Source organism: Gimesia alba (assembly GCF_007744675.1).
GTDB classification, from domain to species: domain Bacteria; phylum Planctomycetota; class Planctomycetia; order Planctomycetales; family Planctomycetaceae; genus Gimesia; species Gimesia alba.
The window spans coordinates 362,547-379,673 of the sequence record NZ_CP036269.1 but is presented as its reverse complement, the minus strand read 5'-3'; the positions used below and the strand labels follow the sequence as shown (position 1 = coordinate 379,673).

The 17,127-nt window shown below is 50.4% G+C and carries 11 protein-coding genes; 5 read left to right on the top strand and 6 right to left on the bottom strand.

Annotated elements, in window-relative coordinates; translation table 11 throughout:
- Positions 1-103: 103 nt before the first annotated feature.
- The 4 genes from Pan241w_RS01455 to Pan241w_RS01440 form a co-directional block, all read right to left on the bottom strand.
- A complete protein-coding gene (locus Pan241w_RS01455; RefSeq protein ID WP_198000257.1) occupies positions 104-1,066 on the bottom strand; it encodes an AAA family ATPase in 963 nt (320 codons plus the stop codon).
- A gap of 236 nt (positions 1,067-1,302) precedes the next feature.
- Entirely contained in the window at positions 1,303-2,757 is a 1,455-nt protein-coding gene (locus tag Pan241w_RS01450; RefSeq protein WP_232107324.1) for a sulfatase, read from the bottom strand.
- A 63-nt stretch (positions 2,758-2,820) separates the two neighbouring features.
- A complete protein-coding gene (locus Pan241w_RS01445) occupies positions 2,821-4,233 on the bottom strand; it encodes a sigma-54-dependent transcriptional regulator (RefSeq protein WP_145209877.1) in 1,413 nt (470 codons plus the stop codon).
- Positions 4,211-5,638, bottom strand: a complete 1,428-nt coding sequence (locus Pan241w_RS01440) for a sensor histidine kinase (RefSeq protein WP_145209874.1) — start codon at positions 5,636-5,638, stop codon at positions 4,211-4,213. The genes Pan241w_RS01445 and Pan241w_RS01440 overlap by 23 nt, the downstream gene beginning before the upstream one ends.
- Positions 5,639-6,101: 463 nt before the next feature.
- On the opposite strand from Pan241w_RS01440, the gene Pan241w_RS01435 reads away from it, so the two are divergent.
- From Pan241w_RS01435 to Pan241w_RS01420, 4 genes are all read left to right on the top strand, one after another.
- Positions 6,102-7,106, top strand: a complete 1,005-nt coding sequence (locus Pan241w_RS01435) for a DUF1559 domain-containing protein (RefSeq protein ID WP_145209871.1) — start codon at positions 6,102-6,104, stop codon at positions 7,104-7,106.
- Positions 7,107-7,375: 269 nt separating this feature from the next.
- On the top strand, positions 7,376-7,972 hold the full coding sequence (locus Pan241w_RS01430; protein ID WP_145209868.1) for an NADPH-dependent FMN reductase: 597 nt from the start codon (positions 7,376-7,378) through the stop codon (positions 7,970-7,972).
- Positions 7,973-8,097: 125 nt separating this feature from the next.
- Positions 8,098-9,249, top strand: coding sequence for an SGNH/GDSL hydrolase family protein (locus Pan241w_RS01425; protein ID WP_145209866.1), 1,152 nt, complete (start codon positions 8,098-8,100; stop codon positions 9,247-9,249).
- Positions 9,249-10,763, top strand: coding sequence for an FG-GAP-like repeat-containing protein (locus Pan241w_RS01420; protein WP_145209863.1), 1,515 nt, complete (start codon positions 9,249-9,251; stop codon positions 10,761-10,763). The genes Pan241w_RS01425 and Pan241w_RS01420 overlap by 1 nt, the downstream gene beginning before the upstream one ends.
- A 66-nt stretch (positions 10,764-10,829) precedes the next feature.
- Here the strand turns inward: Pan241w_RS01420 and Pan241w_RS01415 are convergent, their stop codons facing one another.
- Both Pan241w_RS01415 and Pan241w_RS01410 read right to left on the bottom strand, forming a co-directional pair.
- Entirely contained in the window at positions 10,830-11,672 is an 843-nt protein-coding gene (locus Pan241w_RS01415) for an NHL repeat-containing protein (RefSeq protein WP_145209860.1), read from the bottom strand.
- An 89-nt stretch (positions 11,673-11,761) separates the two neighbouring features.
- A complete protein-coding gene (locus Pan241w_RS01410) occupies positions 11,762-15,475 on the bottom strand; it encodes an FG-GAP-like repeat-containing protein (RefSeq protein ID WP_145209857.1) in 3,714 nt (1,237 codons plus the stop codon).
- Positions 15,476-15,767: 292 nt separating this feature from the next.
- Here Pan241w_RS01410 and Pan241w_RS01405 point away from each other — a divergent pair, with 292 nt between their 5' ends.
- Positions 15,768-17,120, top strand: a complete 1,353-nt coding sequence (locus tag Pan241w_RS01405; protein ID WP_145209854.1) for a hypothetical protein — start codon at positions 15,768-15,770, stop codon at positions 17,118-17,120.
- Positions 17,121-17,127: the final 7 nt, after the last annotated feature.

Sequence of the window (17,127 nt, the reverse complement as noted above, 5' to 3'; positions counted from 1 at the left end):
ACTGATTCAACACTTCTTGATTACTGAGTTGAAACGAGAACTCACACTTTCGCATTCGTCGCTCTACCGAGCGCATCCTATCAAACCGCAGTCCGTATGCGGGTTAGTTGGGTACTTTCACTTTTTGAACAATATCAGACACCACATCCATTTTAGTGATACTGCTGTATTTTGCTTTCGAGGTTAAAATTAAACGGTGCGCTAAGACATAATCGGCCATGTGCTGCACATCATCTGGCAATACATAGTTCCTGCCTTTTAAAAATGCGATCGCCTGCGCCGCACGGAACAGCATCAGAGAACCGCGGGGGCTAACGCCCAGTTTCAGACGAGGATCGTTCCGCGTCGCATTGACCAGATCGATCATGTAGCGCGCCACACTCTGTTCGACATGCACGGTTTTCACCTGATCCTGCATCTGCACAACCTCTTCATGGTTCAGCACCCGTTCCAAATGGTCCACAGGATGCTCGGTCGATTGCGCAAACAAGATTTCGATCTCATGCTCTGCATCAGGGTAGCCCAGTTGCAGATGAATCAGAAAACGGTCCAATTGCGCTTCCGGCAAGGGATAGGTGCCATGAAAGTCGACCGGATTCTGCGTCGCCAGAACAAAGAACGGGGAAGGAAGTAAGTAACGAACTCCTTCAATGGTGGCCTGCGATTCACTCATCGCTTCCAAGAGCGCTGACTGCGTCCGAGGCGACGCGCGGTTAATTTCATCAGCCAATAAAATATTACAAAAGATGGGACCTTCCCGAAAATGAAATGTGCCATCCACGGGATTATAGATCGAAGACCCCAGAATATCAGTCGGCAGCAGATCGGGCGTAAACTGGACACGATTGAAAGGAACATCCAAAGAACGGGCGAGTGCCTTGGCCAGTGTCGTTTTCCCCGTTCCCGGCACATCTTCCATTAACACGGACCCATTCGAAAGCAGAGCCACGATCATCATATCGATGCTCTCTGACTTCCCTCGGATCACGCTGCTGAGATTACTTCTTAACAGGCTCAGTTTTTGGGCGTATTTTTCGCTCTGTTCCGGCAAGGTAGACTGTGCCATACGATGTCTCAATCATTGATAGAGTTTGATTGGAGAAATGCAGTTTCAAAGTGATTTTTCGAAAATGATGTTAGATCACAAAACTAAGTGATACATTGAATTATAACAGATCAACAGAAAATGAAAGGACCGACGAGCATATATTTCCCTGTGCGCAGCATCAATTTTGAATTCTATGTGAAGTTATTCCCCCTTGTTAAGCCAACAGATGCTTTTGGATTTGTTCAATTCACCCATCATTTCCCAGGTTGCCAGGGTTGTGGGCCATTCGGCTTCGCACTTAAAAACTTGGCATCCGTTTCCTGGTACCAGCGATGCAGTTGTTGGCGCATGTCAGCGACGCGCTGTGTTTCTTTGGATGCCAGATCTGTCCGTTCCCCGATGTCCTGTTTCAGGTTATAGAGCTGCACACGACCGTCTTCGAAGCGCTCAATCAGTTTCCAGTCTCCCTTGCGGATCGCCCCACCGGGGATGCCCCCCTGATTAGAGTAATGCGGATAATGCCAGTACAAAGTATCACGCTTCAACTGGGGCTGGCCTGTTAGTAAAGGTTTAAGGCTGACGCCGTCCAGGTGCTGTTCGGGCTTCGCAGGCAGACCGGCCAGATCCAGGATCGTGGGATAAAAATCGGTCGTGATGACGGGTTCATCACAGGTACTCCCTGGCTTTGTACCGCCCGGCCAACGAACCAGAAAGACTTCGCGAATACCTCCTTCATAGAGCCAACCCTTGCCCCCTCTCAAAGGCAGGTTCGAGGTCGGCGAACCTTCCGACGTACTCAAGCCCCCATTATCAGCAGTCAGCATGACCACGGTATTGTCTGCCACACCCGATGCTTCCAGTTGTTTCAGCACTTTACCGACAGCCCGGTCCATGGATTCCACCATCGCCGCATAAACGGCATGGTTCTGCAGAATTCTGACGCGCCGTTTTTCTTTGACGGGAAATACCTGCTCTTCGTCAGCAAATTCTTCCTGTCCGGTTAAGCCCAGCCGCTTTGCTTTCGCCTGATATTTGGCAACCAGAGGCTTGGGCCCCATCAACGGAGTGTGCACCGAATAAAAGGCAAGATACGCAAAGAAGGGTTGCTCGCGATGTGCGTCGATGAACTTCGCGGTTTCCGTAGCCAACCGATCGGGCAGGTGCTCTCCATCGGGTCCGTCGGTTAAACGCGGATTTCCATATGGGGAGAAATATTTTTTCCCACCATAAGGGCCGCCTCGATGCCAGCCTGCCCGGTTGATATCAAAGCCCTGGTTTTCAGGCCAGAACTCTTCGGTCGGTCCCAGATGCCACTTCCCGGCGAAAAACGTAGAGTAGCCATGTTCCTTGAGTGCTTCTGCGATGGTGACTTCACTTAAAGGCATCTTGTCGTTGAGCGGTGCGGGCAAATATTTACCGGCACGTTTCCCGGAAAAGAAGTTGGTGGCATCTACGCGGGTCGGATATTTTCCGGTCATGATGCTGTAACGTGTGGGGCTGCAAACCGGATTGGCGGCATAACCATTGGTAAACCGCATGCCGGTTTTCGCCAGCTGATTGATGTGTGGTGTTTCGTAAAATGTGTCCGGATTATTACAACCCACATCCATATAACCGAGATCATCCACCAGAATGAACACAAAGTTCAACGGCTTTGAGTTATTTTTTTCGGCAGCAAACGTCAATGAACTCTCAAGAGTCAGCAACATAAGCGTCAATATTAGAATAGAGCGCGACATAAACCTCATGTTGAAATACCTCAGTAGAAAAGATCAGCTGTTTTCAATTCCGTATTGCTTCAGTTTCTTACTTAGTGTGGTCCGATGCAAGCCCAGACAACGAGCGGCCGGTGCACATTGCCCATGAAATTTTTCTAAAGCGACTTCCATCACGGGCGGTTCGACCAAAGCCAGCAGTTTCTCATAAATATCCGCCGCCTGTTCCGGATCAGTCAGTTGCTGCTCGGCCCACTGCTTGAGCAACGATGCAATTTGCGCGTCAGAGCCTGCCTCCGTCTCATCCATTCCCAGAAACGATTTGGAAACGGGAGGTGGTAAATCCTCGGGGAGAATCGTCCCGCCACGTGCGCGGAGCGCTGCATGCTCAATTGCATTCCGCAACTCACGTACATTCCCATACCAGGGACGTCGTTCGAGTTCCGCAATCGTTTCTGGAGTTAAACGGTGCTGCATGCCTGTCTGGCGATCGACAAACCGTTCCAGAAAAAATTCGGCGAGCACACGAATATCTGCGACGCGATTTCTCAAAGGAGGAATCTCGATTTGAAACGTACACAATCGAAAATAGAGATCGTGGCGAAATTTCCCTTGTTTGATCAATGATTCCAGATTGCGATGTGTGGCGGCAATGACCCGAAAACTGGTTTTGACGCGCTGATTCGAACCGACCGGCAGGACTTCACCCTCTTCAAGTGCCCTTAAGAGTTTGATCTGAATCGAAAGCGGAATGTCAGCGACTTCATCCAGAAACAACGTTCCCTGATCGGCCTGTTCGAGGAACCCAACCCGCGCCGATTCGGCGCCGGTAAAAGCACCTTGTGCGTGGCCGAACAGTTCGCTTTCTGCCAGATTTTCACTGAGCGAGGCAATATTCACCGCTACAAACGGGCCGGAAGCACGATCGCTAAATCGATGAATGGCCTGCGCCGCCAGCTCTTTTCCCGTACCACTTTCTCCCGACAACAGCACACTCGCTTCTGAGCCGGCAACCAGCGCAATCGACTTGAACACATCTTGCATCTCCGGCGTCGAACCGACAAGACCTTCTACCTGGCGGGTCTCGCCGGGCGTGTGTTCTTCGCGCTGTGACTCAGTGATGGCTTTATCTAGTACCTGTTCCATCTGATTCAGGTCGAAGGGCTTTACAATATAATCGAAGGCTCCTTTGCGCACTGCCTCAACTGCAGTCTGCAAATCGCCGTAGGCGGTGATCACAATCACGGGGACCGGGCCAATTCGATCATAGAGCCCCTGCATGGCGGTTAAACCATCCATCCCAGGCAGGCGAACATCCATCACCACGACATCGGGGCGATTCTCTTCAGCCAGGCTTAAAGCCTGTTCTGCGGTCGAAGCCATGATCACCTGATGGCCGTGGCTCTCGCCGAGTTGGCTGAGGCCCCAGCAGATGGATTCTTCATCATCAACAATTAATAGTTTCGACACACTCTTTCTCCACATTTACCAGAGGCAACTCGACGATGAAGCATGTTGTCTGATCCCGCCGTTCCCAGCGGATCTCACCGGCATGATTCTGCACGATTTCTCTGGCGACAAACAAACCCAGACCGGTGCCATCTTTTTTGGCTGTGACCAGGGGTTCAAACATTTTATTCACGATGGAAGGCTCCGGACCCGGGCCTGTATCCTGTACTTCCAAAGTAACAGACTCTGGGCTGCTTTGAAACAGCCGGATACTGATCTGCCCGCGATCAGTTGACTCTGATCCCTCTTCTGGCTCTACAGGAACCGCTGCTTCAATGGCATTGAGTAAGAGGTTGGAAATCAGTTGTTCGAGCGATTCCGCGTCTCCCTGAATCATAATTTCTTCTGCAACCGACGTATCTTTGATTTCAATCCCAAAGTGTCTGGCTGTTGGCGTAACCAGACTGATGACTTTGGATACCATTTCACTCATATTAACTTGTTCGAAACTGGAAAAGTGCCCCCCCTTATTCTCCAGAAAGCTTTGTAGATACTGCTCGATCATACACAGCTGACGATTGGCAACCTGCAAAGTTTCATCCTGTTGCTCAACAGGGCATTTGCGGAGATGCAAATCCAATGCGATCCGGCATCCGGTAACAGCATTCCGCAACTGGTGCGCAATGGCCCCTCGCAGTTGCCCCAGTGTTTTCAATCGTTCGCTACGTTTGACTTCGTCTTCGTAGTCACCTAACAGTTCTGCCATCTGGTTGATGGAAATACTCAAATCCCGAATTTCATCATCACGGCCTGGCAGAATCATGGGTTGAAAGTCCCCATGCGCGATCTGTGCGACTTTGCGATCCAGTCGCTGCAAAGGACGCGTGACACGCGCGGCGATCACTGTCGCCAGAAAAGCAACAACTACCAGAGCAATGCTGCCTGCCAGGAGAGAGGGATAAATGGCATTCGAGAGTGCTTCCCGGTATTCCTTGACCGGATAATAAATATGTAAATACCGTAACCCCTGAGTACGACCACGGGGCTGGATCTGCACGACTGAATGAAAAAACGACGCATCGCCAGTTTGGATTACATCGGAAATTTGCAACTCATTCCATTCGGGGGGAGCCTGTGAGACGGGGGATGGAATAAAATCAGAACGGGTCGAAGACAGCACGTCGCCCTGCTGCCCTACGAGTACAAAATCGGCTCCGGATAAACCCTTGGTTTGATTTAAGACCGCTGCGGTGAGCGGAAAGGTAGCTTCGTTCAATGTATGCGCGATTTGACGGAACTGATCCCGAATCTGCAATTTAATCTGGTTGGTCGAAAGATAAGCATGCAATAACGTCACGCTGACAATCGCGCAAACCATAATGCCGACCATCGGAATCAGAATCTGGTACCTCAACGGCCAGCGCATTAATCGGAGTGCCTTCTTTTACTGAAACGAAAACTGTTTACGAATTCTGTGATGTGCCTCCTGCAAACTCTGAACCAGTGTGCTTCTTCCGCATGCCGATTCGCCACAGTTTCTTCCCTGATGCTCCTTATTTTATGACAAACGGGGAGAAGAAAATACGATGAACCTGTCAGAACAGCCAGAATTCTCTTGTGGAGCTGATCAACAGGACCTGTTTTGGCACAATCCGAACAACTGACCTGTCGTGTATTTCAGCGCCGCTGTCTGTTTTCCTGACACATCTGTCATCAATTGCGTCGTTTCGATTCGGTCAACGAATTCTAACTCGTTATAAACCGAACCAACGGCTCAGTATTTGACGGAAGCCCCTTGAAAACAAGGACTTTGGTACATATTTTGCACTTATTTTGAGATAGATTATTTGATTACAAACGAGAAAGAGACCTCTACAGGAACAACTGAGATGCGTAACAAACGTGGATTTACCCTCATTGAATTACTGGTGGTGATCGCCATCATTGCGATTTTGATCGCCTTACTGCTACCGGCAGTGCAGCAGGCACGTGAAGCGGCCCGCAGAACCCAATGTAAAAATCATCTGAAACAACTGGGACTGGCCGTGCATAACTACGCCAGCAGTTACCGCTACCTGCCTCCCGGCGCGAGTGTGGATCTCTCCGTTTCTGCTACCGGGAACAATGGCTCGTGGGGCGTGCATGGCCGCATCTTGCCGTTACTGGAACAAGGCAATCTGTATAACAATGTTGATCTCTCGATCGCCTGGGATTTTCAGACCGCCATCGATGGATTAAAAATCCCCGTTTATGCCTGCCCCAGCGATCCGAACAGTGATCGTGTTCGTGATCCGGGAGGCGGCAAGGTCAAACTCTACCCAACCAATTATGGATTCAACTACGGAACCTGGTTTGTGTTCAGCCCCACCAATGGTTCGGGCGGTAATGGTGCTTTTTACCCCAATGCCAGTTTGACGATGGCGGCGTTTACCGACGGTACAAGCAATACGCTACTGGCGTCTGAAGTCAAAGGCTGGCAGCCTTATACCCGAAACGGAGGCCCTTCCAGTACTACCATCCCGGGAACGGCATCAGCTGCTGCTACGATCGTTGCCTCCGGGGCCGACTTCAAAACCAATACAGGGCACACGGAATGGCCTGACGGGCGCGTCCATCACACCGGATTCACCGTGACGATGAACCCCAACACTTATGTGCCTTACACGAATGGCGGTACAGAATACGACGCCGACTTTAACTCGTGGCAGGAAGGGAAAAATGGAAGTGCCGGTTCGCCGACATATGCCATCATCACCTCGCGGAGTCATCATATCGGAGTCGTCAACGCGGTTCTGGTCGATGGATCGGTGCGAACGATTAGCGAGAATATCTCGCTAGAGATCTGGCGGGCATTGGGAACACGTGCCAACGGTGAGGTCCTTGGCGAATTCTGATTCATTTGCATCACGCGTTCAATTAAATAAAAACGAAAAGAGTTGATCTGACCTCAGATCAACTCTTTTTTTGTTGAACTCGAACTAATTGAGAGAGAATCGAATTTCATTCATGCCCTGCTGAATGAAAATGGAACCAATTCCTAAAACTATGGGAAATATCCCGATCTCACCTTTCAAAAATAACTTCAAATCTACAACAATGTGACAGGCAAACAAATCACCTCTCTGTTTTGAGGATTCTGCTAACACGGAAAGGGATCAGAACGATGAGTTATCAACCGCGTGTTATCGCTTTTGCAGGAAGCACCCGAGAGAATTCATACAATAAGCGTCTCGTCGCAATTGCCGCTGGAGGAGCCCAAGAAGCAGGGGCCGACGTGACCGTGATTGACCTGCGCGATTATCCCATGCCGTTGTTTGATGAAGACCTGGAAGCGAAGGAAGGTAAAAACGAACACGCCCGCAAATTCAAAAAACTGCTGGTAGGCTGTGACGGAATTCTGATTGCCTCTCCTGAATACAATGGATCGCTATCGGCGGTACTGAAAAATTCGATTGACTGGGCCACCCGCGCTGATGAAGGTGATCCCCCCGGTTCCCTGCCCGCCTTTCGTGGCAAGGTGGTTTCCATCATGAGCGCCTCACCTGGTGGCTTGGGAGGCCTACGAGGGCTCGTTCATTTAAGAGCCATTCTGGGTGGCCTGGGTTGTATCATGCTCCCGGCTCAGACGGCCATCTCCAGTGCCCATGAAGCATTCAATGAAGCCGGTAATCTGAAAGATGAAAAACAGCAGCAGCAGATACTGGATCAGGGTCGGGATCTTTCCAGTTTCATTGCGCAGTTGAACAAGATGGATTTTTGACCGATTCAACTTGAAAAACTTTGCCGTCATTCCACACAGGCTACTTTCTTTTTCATAATTGCTGTGGTTAAGATGAAAGGAACTCTCCTTTTATCATTACTTCCGAGTTGACTACAGGAATCAACATGAATTTCAAACAACGCCTGCTATTGCCGACCATCGCGGCACTTCTGTTTTGTGGATCTCAACTTCATTCTGCGACGGCAGCAGATCAACCACTCACTCCCTCCTCTGTTAATACAAAAGACAAAACAGACTGGTTTGATATCAAAAACCTCGGTGTGGAAGGGAAAGGCTGGACTGAGACAGAGGCCTTTTTTGATCGCCTGCCTGCGAAAGCCAAAGGCGTGGTTCGCCCGCCTGTCTGGTCACTCTCGAAACACTCGGCCGGCATCGCCGTTCGCTTTGTGACCGACGCCACCACAATCAAAGCCAAGTGGAAACTAACCTCTCCCTCGCTGGCAATGAACCATATGGCGGCGACCGGCGTGAGCGGGCTGGATCTGTACGTGAAAACGGAGTCTGGAGCATGGCGCTGGCTGGCTGTCGGCAGACCCTCCAAGCAGAGTAATAACACGACATTGATCTCCGGCTTGATTCCCGGCAAACGGGAATACTTTTTGTATCTTCCACTCTATAATGGTGTCACATCGGTGGAAATTGGAATCCCCGAATCCAGTCAACTCTGGAAAGCCCCGCCGCGCGAAGCGGGCAAGGATAAGCCGCTGGTCTTCTGGGGAACATCGATCACGCAAGGTGGTTGTGCCTCTCGCACTGGTATGGTACACACTGCAATTCTGGGACGCCGGCTGAATCGCCCGGTGATCAACCTGGGTTTTTCCGGCAATGGCCGTATGGAACCGGAGGTCGCCAAACTGATTGCCGAACTGGATGCGAGCGTATTCATTATGGATTGCCTGCCGAACGTGACAGCCGATGTGGTTGCCAGAGAGACCGAGCCACTGGTCAAAACGCTACGGGCCGCCCATCCGGAAACACCAATCCTGCTGGTGGAAGACCGCACCTATTCGAACGCGTATCTCAAAAAGAGCAGCCAGGAACGACACCGTACCAGTCGTCAGGCACTCCGCGAAGCGTATGAACGTCTCAAAAAAGAGGGCGTCAAAAACCTGTATTATCTGGAAGGCGATGGGTTACTGGGCGACGATACTGAGGGCACGGTCGATAGTTCGCATCCGACTGACCTTGGTTTCTTCCGACAGGCGGATGCCTTCGAGAAAGTACTCAAGCCGATCCTTGAGCAACAGTCCAAGTAATGTGGGTTCGTCTCTGCTGCTTCCTGTTTCTCGCTGTGCCTTTGTCGTGCGAGAAACAGGAAGCACCGTCTCAACCAAATACAGCACTCTCCTCGGACGCACGCTTTGAGGAATTTCACGCCGAGATTCAAAATTTTTGCGGCAACTGTCACCTCTGTCCTGATCCGGGTGTTCTCACGAAAGCATCGTGGCGGATGCAGATTCCGCGTGAGTATGCCCACTATGAACAGTCGCAGCACAAGCAGCTCCGTGTGCCACCGATGCCTGAAGTGATTCAATACTTCGAATCACAGGCACCTGAAAAGCATGTGCTTCCTCAACAGACCGCGAACCCCCTGCCCGGCCCGGTCACGTTTCGAAGACAGAAAATTCCAAATCCGGTAGCCGATCAACTTCCCGGCGTTTCTGATTTGAACTGGCTTCCCGACAAAAAAGGAACCGGAGAATTATTGATCACTGACCTGGGATCGGGTGAGATCGGACGCACTCTGTTTACAGCAGGTAAACCTGCTTTTCAATCGCTGGCAAAACGGAACCACCCGGCACACATTGAACGTGTCGACCTGAATCAGGATCTGCACGACGAATATCTCATCGCTGATCTGGGTAGTTTCGGTCCCGAGGATCATGACCGGGGGAAAGTCACTCTGCTGAGGTTCGATGAAGAAACACAGAAATATATCCCAAAACAACTACAGGAAGGACTGGGGCGGGTCGCTGATGCCAAAGCTGCCGACTTCGACGGGGACGGCGATCTCGATCTCATTGTCGCAGAATTTGGCTGGCAAAAAACGGGCCGCCTGCTCTATCTGAAAAACGTCTCTCCCTCCAAGACAGATCTCAAGTTCGAAAAACAAGTACTCGACGATCGGCATGGCGCAAGCCATGTGCTGATTACTGATTTCAATCACGATGGTCTGCTCGATTTTGTCACACTGTTCTCACAGGAACATGAAATCATCGTCGCGTTTTTGAACCAAGGTGACGGTCGGTTTAAAAAAGAGACCGTGTTTCAGGCCTCCGATCCCGCCTATGGTTCCTCCAGCATTTCGCTGGTAGACATTGACCAGGATGGCGACCTCGATTTGCTGTATACCAACGGCGATACAATGGATAGCTTTGACCTTCGCCCCAGTCATTCGCTGCAATGGCTGGAAAACAGGGGCACATTCCCCTTTCAACACCACCGGATCGCCCCCTTAACGGGCGCCTATTGTGCCACGCACGGCGACTTCGACGGCGACGGAGACACCGATCTCGCAGTCTGTACGATGACCTGGGATTATCAGAAGCCGCGGAATACGGTCGTCTGGTACGAGCAACAAAAACCGGGAGAGTTCATTCCGCATCCGCTCGATTATTCGAAGGGACAACATGCGGTCATTGAAGCAGGCGATTTTGACGCTGATGGCGACCTGGATCTGGCCGTCGGAAATTTTGAGCCACGAGAGATCGATCAGACAGCGCCTGCCGAATGGTTTTCGATCTGGTGGAACGAGGGGCCTGACAACTGACTTTTTTTTGCTACCACGAAATTCACAAAACCACACGAAAGAATGGTTTGCCAGGAACGAACTGGATTATTTCTGGGACTTCAGCAAATCGCTGATCTTTTTTTCGGGATCAACCGAGAAAATGGTTTTCGCATGCGGATCGGCGACTAGAATATTCTTTCCTGAGAGTGTGATGCCGACCGGATTGATGAATGGTTCGCCGGAGACCCATTTTTCTGTTTTCCCGTCGGGAGGGACTTTCCAGAGCGCTTTCTCATAGCCGTCACTGACGACTGCCGTACCATCGTCGAGGACCACGACATCGTGGGGAAAATTGAAGGGACGCCCTTTCACGACAACGGTCACTTTTCCATCGGAAGTCACTTTCAGCAGTTGATCTGCGGTCCCTGAAACGACCCAAAGATTCTCTGCCTGATCCAGAGCCAGACCGCGAGGTGCACTGACTTCGGCAAACAAAGTTGGCTTGCCGCCGGCAGCGGGTACTTTCCAGATTCGATGCAGTTCCAGATCGGAAACCAACAGATCGCCATTTTTGGTGACAACGATATCCATGGGAATCCCGATCCCCCCTTTCGTTAAGGGCGTCGGCTTGTCTCCCGCTTTTTCAAATCGATAGACATCACGGGTTGAAGAATCGCCGGCGAGTACGCGACCTTGCGAGTCGAGTGTCACACAACGAACGGCGTTCAAAGGCGTACGAAATACTTTGGAACCGGTGAAATAACTGGTGGCTTTCCCATCCTCTACGCTCCAAATTCCCGGTAGCTTCAGATCGGCCACATACAGGGGGCCTTTGTCGGCGGAGGCGACAGACAGAGGGTATAACATCTCTGCTGCCTGAACGATGTTTGTCGTGCAGAGAGAAAGAAACAGCAGAATCACGGAAACGCTACGAATGAAAAACTGCATTGTGTGGAGTACCTGGTCTAGAAATAATAATGAAAGGCCTGACCGCATTTTATCGAAAGTGTCGGGCAATTGCACTCATGAAATGCCGCTCAAGGTTTCAGCAGATGATTCCAGAAGCGGGCCCTGTCCTGTTTACGTGTGTGATACTGTTCTCGATCCTGCTGTAGCACCGACTCATCCGGATACCCCTGTGTCGGATAGGGATAGCTCTGCATCTCCCGAAATGGCAGCGGCTCGACCGACTGTCCCAGAATGGTATGCAGGTTGGCGTCTTTATCCCAACCGACGTTATGCAGAAAAAAGTCACGTTTCCAGCCCGGTTTCACCGGCCCTGCAGGCACGGAAAAACGGAGTCGCATCTCATCCCCCGATCCCATGATCACCAGCCGATTGTCGGCGGATTCCACTAAAGGCTTCACATCTCCATAGCGGGTGAATCCCCCCTGCATGGGCGGCCATTGAATACTGGTGGACCGGCTCTGATAGTCATAGCGTTCCGGGCCATTCCCGCGATGAATGATGGGCGTAGAAAACCCGCGATAGTGTAAAGTCGCAGATTCCAGCGGTAGCCCTCTCATCGTAAGTTCCGCCGCTGTTTCATCCACCGTGAAAAAGACCTGATCCCAATAGAATTCCATATTCGTTTCAATGCGCACACGATAATCGTCGGTCAGAAACTGATCGGTCAAATCGACAACGATCGTTTTTGTCTTCCCGCCGGGGAATCCCATGAAGGGCTGGATCGTTTTCCATTTTCCCTTTGCATAAGGCACCGACAACGACGGAGGTCGCGGCGAGGGCATCGACGGATTTTCCGATAACGCCAGATTAATGCCTGTGTCCGTCGGATAAATCCAGCCGGTCAGAAACAGTTTGATTCGGGGCGGCGTTTTCGCGTTCTTGACAGCCGCACTGTTCAAGTCCAGTTCCAAAGCGTGATCCTCGGTCAATCCCTGTCGATATTTTTCATCGAACGTTTTCGCATAAACGTCGTCGGCCTCTTTGATTTCAGGTAGCACATCGCGGCCTTTGTGATTGATGGCAGAAACGGGCGTCTGCGGATGCTGAACGGTATGCGTATCTACCTCGGCGATATCAGCAGGTCCTACCTTTTCATTGGAATAGATTTCCACTTCCGCTGGATGATCGATGGCAATCAATTCGACCATATCGAAGTAGCCGGCCTCCCAAAGCTCTTCAGTAATCCTCAGCTCATAGAAACCATCTTTGGCTTTCAAGCGGTTTCCGTCGATTTTAAGAAATTCCCAGTCACGACAGGGAGCGACGATTCCCTTTCCAAACTGCAGGCCAATCGGCGCCGCCCAGAGTAAATCGGTGTAGAACGAAAACTGTTCGCCGTCCCAGGTATAAAGATAAGGACAAGAACCCATCAGCGTCTGTTTTTCATAGATTCGCTGATCGGTCTTGGCGTTGATGATGTTCACGGGAATGCCGTTGGTCCATAAGACACGAATCGCTTCAGCGACTGTTTGTTTCCCGAGTCCGAAGTGCGTCGATTGTCCGGCAACGATCTGGGGTTGATAAATGGCGCCGCTACGTAATTCCAACAGACTGCCAATCCCATAATGATTGACGCGACCGCTGGCCGACTTAACTTCGCCTTTGACCTGTTCGGCCCGGAGTGAGACATCGATCCAATGATTATCATTTCCCTTATTCTGCCATTGAATCAGTTCGTTGCCCGCGAGCGCAATCACATCGAGACTGCCATCCTGATTCAGATCAGACAGTCGAAATTTTTGAATCGGTTTTGAGTTGGTGATGACCTGATCTTTCACATACGCGGTCTGCTCGGTTTTGCGTTCTGCTGTTCCCAGTAATAACTGCAGCTGAAGCGAATTCAATGCCACCACATCTAAAACGCCATCGTTATTCAAATCCCCGGCTTGCAAAACATTCCCCTGCACATCGACAGGCTCTGTTCCTCGAATGGGCTGCACAGAGGCAACCTGCACGCTGCCCGGTTCAGGATGATTAGTTTTCGCCAGCATGAGATCTTTGTGCCGTACTCCAACCAAATCCCAGGAGCCATTGCGGTCAAAGTCGGTCAGAACGCATTCTTCGAACTTATTGGCCGTGGGACCGTCATCCGATTCGACTTTGGAAAAGGGGCGCCAGCGAAAGCGGCCGTGGCGCAGGTTTTCCAGATAGCCGGCCTGCCTGGACTTGCGACTGCATAAGATCAGATCAAGATCGACGTCGCGATCCCAGTCGACGCGAACAATCGAAGTTGTCTCTAAATCTGATGGCGGTAATTGAGAATTGGCACTGATATCCTGAAACGAAAAATCACCCCGATTCGACCAGAGCGACAGACCGGCGTCAGTCGAAGCCACCAGGTCGAGGTCTCCGTCATGATCCAGATCTGAAAAATTGATCGCTAGAACAGCGGCGAGTGTCTCTAATGTTGTTTTCTGGGCTTTCAGAACCAGTGATCGCTGTCCGGTTTTAGCGTCTCCCCGATTTTCAAAGACCTTAACACCCGATTTTCCAACGAGCACCAGATCGAGATCGGCATCGCGGGAGGGGGAAATCGGAAAGACTTTCTGTTCCTTTTTCTCGTTCGTCGCAGACTGATTCATTTGTTGCACATCTGCATCGAGATCGACTGCGTGAACTTTAGAATAATCGCCGCCACTCTCCTGCTGTGTGATCAACCCCCAGGCCCCGTCGGCATTCTGTTGATATACAGAGATCTGCTTTGTTGTGAGAAGAATTAAATCAGGCTTACCATCCAGGTCGAAGTCGGCAATCTGCAGATCTTTGATTTCGGAAGGCGGCCCGTCAGCAAATTGCAGTAAACTGGGATCTGCAAACTTCACGGAAAGAGGTTTTTGCTGCGCGGGCCACTCGACGGCTTCATAGAACGCGGGTGGAAAATCGTGGATCACAAATTCGAGTGGATTCTGTTCGACCTGACGGCGATCACTTTTCACCAGATCTTCTGCAATCAACACATTTCTCAAAATTCGTGCATTGCGGAGTACGACGTTCCATTGCTGCTCTTTGAGAGCCGTGAGTGAATCGTCGATCAGTTTGTTCAAATCGAGCCGTGTATGATCTTTAACGCTGTCTACCAATGGCGCCGCCAACTGTTTGATTTTTTCAAAGACGGGAGTCGCCTGCGCCGATTTCTGATCGGTTACGACCTGCAGATAATCAAGTGAGAGAAACAGATTCTCCGGCTGCCGTTCCCAGGCCTTTGCCAGTGATTCTTTGGATGCCGCTTGCAGCGTCGGATCAGTACTCTGTTTTTGTGTCTGTGACAACTCAAACCAGATTGCGGCGTCCTGGGGATCCTGTTCGATCGCACGTTGGAATTCTTTCAAAGCCTGCGCTGTTTCGCCGAGTGCGACATGAATGCGGGCAGATAAAACGTAGCTGATGGCAGAAGCAGGGGCCATCTGAATCAACTGTTTCACCGTCTCAAGGGCCTGCTTCGCCAACGCCTGCCTTTCCGGTTGAGCGGATACTTTTTCCGGCGTTAATTGAAGCAAACGACAGATGGTGAGATCGCGAAAGCCGATTTGTTGTGTGGGCAACTCTTCTGTCAAACGCTCCAGCAAGGCATCGCTGTCGGCATAACGTTCGTTTTCGAGGTAGGCGATACCTTCATTTTTAAATCGCAGCAGTTCTTCCGCCTTTTCGTAGGAAATCGGCTCCAGCGCATTGGGACCATTCTGTTGTCGAGGTGGCGCCTTCACGGTTAAAAACAGTGCCAACGAACCCAGAAACAGAACCACGGCTGCAATGATCAGATAATGAGAGGGCCGGGAAGACATGAGTCAGACCTTATAGATGGAAATCCTTTGAAAATACTCCTGACCTCCAAGGATACACTTCTGCTATCTGAATACCAGTCAATCTCTTACCACTTTCCGGGCTCACATCAACTCTGACTCGATACGTCATTCGCCAGGCACAAATCTCTGCCGATTTGTTGACTCTAGTTGAGAACAGACCTAGAATCGGACCATTACATTTGAACAGATAGAGTGCTCGCCATTACATTCCTACCGAAAACTAATCGCGGAAGTTCTTTTCTAAATTACACTTACATCTCAGGTCAATCATATGTCTTTTGATGCGTATCATAAATGGCTGGGAATCCCTCCAGAGGAACAGCCGCCCCACTACTATCAATTACTGGGGATTTCCGTCAAAGAACGCGACCCTGAAGTCATTGAAACTGCTGCACAACGACAGCGTTCCATCCTGGAAGAGAACCTGCACGGCCCTCACCGAAAAGCAGCCTCACAGCTGATCTTTGAAGTTGAAGAAGCCGAACTGACTCTATTGAGCCCGGAACTGCGAGAGGAATACGACCGACAAGTCAGGCTGGTTCTCAAGAAACAGAAACGGAAGCAGAGCGGGCATAATCTTGATCCTGATTCCAACAGGCCCGCCGGCGAAGGTAGCGGATTATTGTACCGTTTCGTGGGAATCATGTCGGTTATTCTGGCTGGTTACCTCATCATGGCCTACTTCGAATATCAGAAGCCACGCACCGAAGAAGAAAAGAAAAAACTTCGCGCTCAACCGATCAGCGTGAAAAAACAAACCATACCGACGAAACCGGCAGCAGAGAAAACAGAGCCTTCAAAGCCTACACCGGTTCCCCTTGCAAAAACAGAAGCAGAGGCCGCAGCATGGATTTTCTCTGTCGGTGGAAAAATCAGAATAAAGTCAGGTAATGGGAGCGAATCGATCGAACGTGATACTGATTTACCGCCAAGCCCCTTTGAAGTGATTATAATCGACCTCAACAAGTGTGACGTCAACGATGAGACACTTGCCAATATTCTTCCACTGACTTCTGTACGATCTTTATTGCTCAATAGTACCAAGATCGCGGACAATAGTTTTAAAGTCATCAATCAATTAAAAAACCTGCAACATCTTTATGTTGCAGGGACAAACGTCACTGGTCAGGGAATCGCTCAATTGAGCGATCAGCTCAATCTTAAAGCCTTGTATGTCAATAATAACCGCGGTATTGATGATGAATCTATCAAATATGTCGTTCAATATCCTCAATTAACGGGTGTCTCTCTCGCAGAGACCGATATCACCGGTCGCTCATTAGCAACATTGACCAGTTTGAAAAATCTGATCAGGATTCAGATTCATCTCACAGAAATCGAAGATCAAAGTTTAGATCAACTTCAAGCATTTCCGGAGCTCCAGGAATTGCTTCTGGGAGGGCCATTAAATTCCGAGCAGGCAATTTTGAACGCACTTCAATACTTGAAGAAGCTGAAAGTTCTCTGGATCGTTGATGTCCCACTTTCGGATGCAGGAATAAATCGCCTGGCAAACATGACAACATTAAAGGAGATTCGATTAGTTCGCACCAAGGTCACCGATGCCAATGTAAATCGGCTCAAGCAAGCATTGCCAGGTGCTGAAATTACCGTAGAAAAATAATAGTGAG

What these genes read in the sequence shown, in the direction of transcription:
- Pan241w_RS01455 (WP_198000257.1), bottom strand. Translation starts at nt 1,066, where the DNA reads ATGGCACAGTCTACCTTGCCGGAACAGAGCGAAAAATACGCCCAAAAA.
- Pan241w_RS01450 (WP_232107324.1), bottom strand. Translation starts at nt 2,757, where the DNA reads ATGTTGCTGACTCTTGAGAGTTCATTGACGTTTGCTGCCGAAAAAAAT.
- Pan241w_RS01440 (WP_145209874.1), bottom strand. Translation starts at nt 5,638, where the DNA reads ATGCGCTGGCCGTTGAGGTACCAGATTCTGATTCCGATGGTCGGCATT.
- Pan241w_RS01435 (WP_145209871.1), top strand. Translation starts at nt 6,102, where the DNA reads ATGCGTAACAAACGTGGATTTACCCTCATTGAATTACTGGTGGTGATC.
- Pan241w_RS01430 (WP_145209868.1), top strand. Translation starts at nt 7,376, where the DNA reads ATGAGTTATCAACCGCGTGTTATCGCTTTTGCAGGAAGCACCCGAGAG.
- Pan241w_RS01425 (WP_145209866.1), top strand. Translation starts at nt 8,098, where the DNA reads ATGAATTTCAAACAACGCCTGCTATTGCCGACCATCGCGGCACTTCTG.
- Pan241w_RS01420 (WP_145209863.1), top strand. Translation starts at nt 9,249, where the DNA reads ATGTGGGTTCGTCTCTGCTGCTTCCTGTTTCTCGCTGTGCCTTTGTCG.
- Pan241w_RS01415 (WP_145209860.1), bottom strand. Translation starts at nt 11,672, where the DNA reads ATGCAGTTTTTCATTCGTAGCGTTTCCGTGATTCTGCTGTTTCTTTCT.
- Pan241w_RS01410 (WP_145209857.1), bottom strand. Translation starts at nt 15,475, where the DNA reads ATGTCTTCCCGGCCCTCTCATTATCTGATCATTGCAGCCGTGGTTCTG.
- Pan241w_RS01405 (WP_145209854.1), top strand. Translation starts at nt 15,768, where the DNA reads ATGTCTTTTGATGCGTATCATAAATGGCTGGGAATCCCTCCAGAGGAA.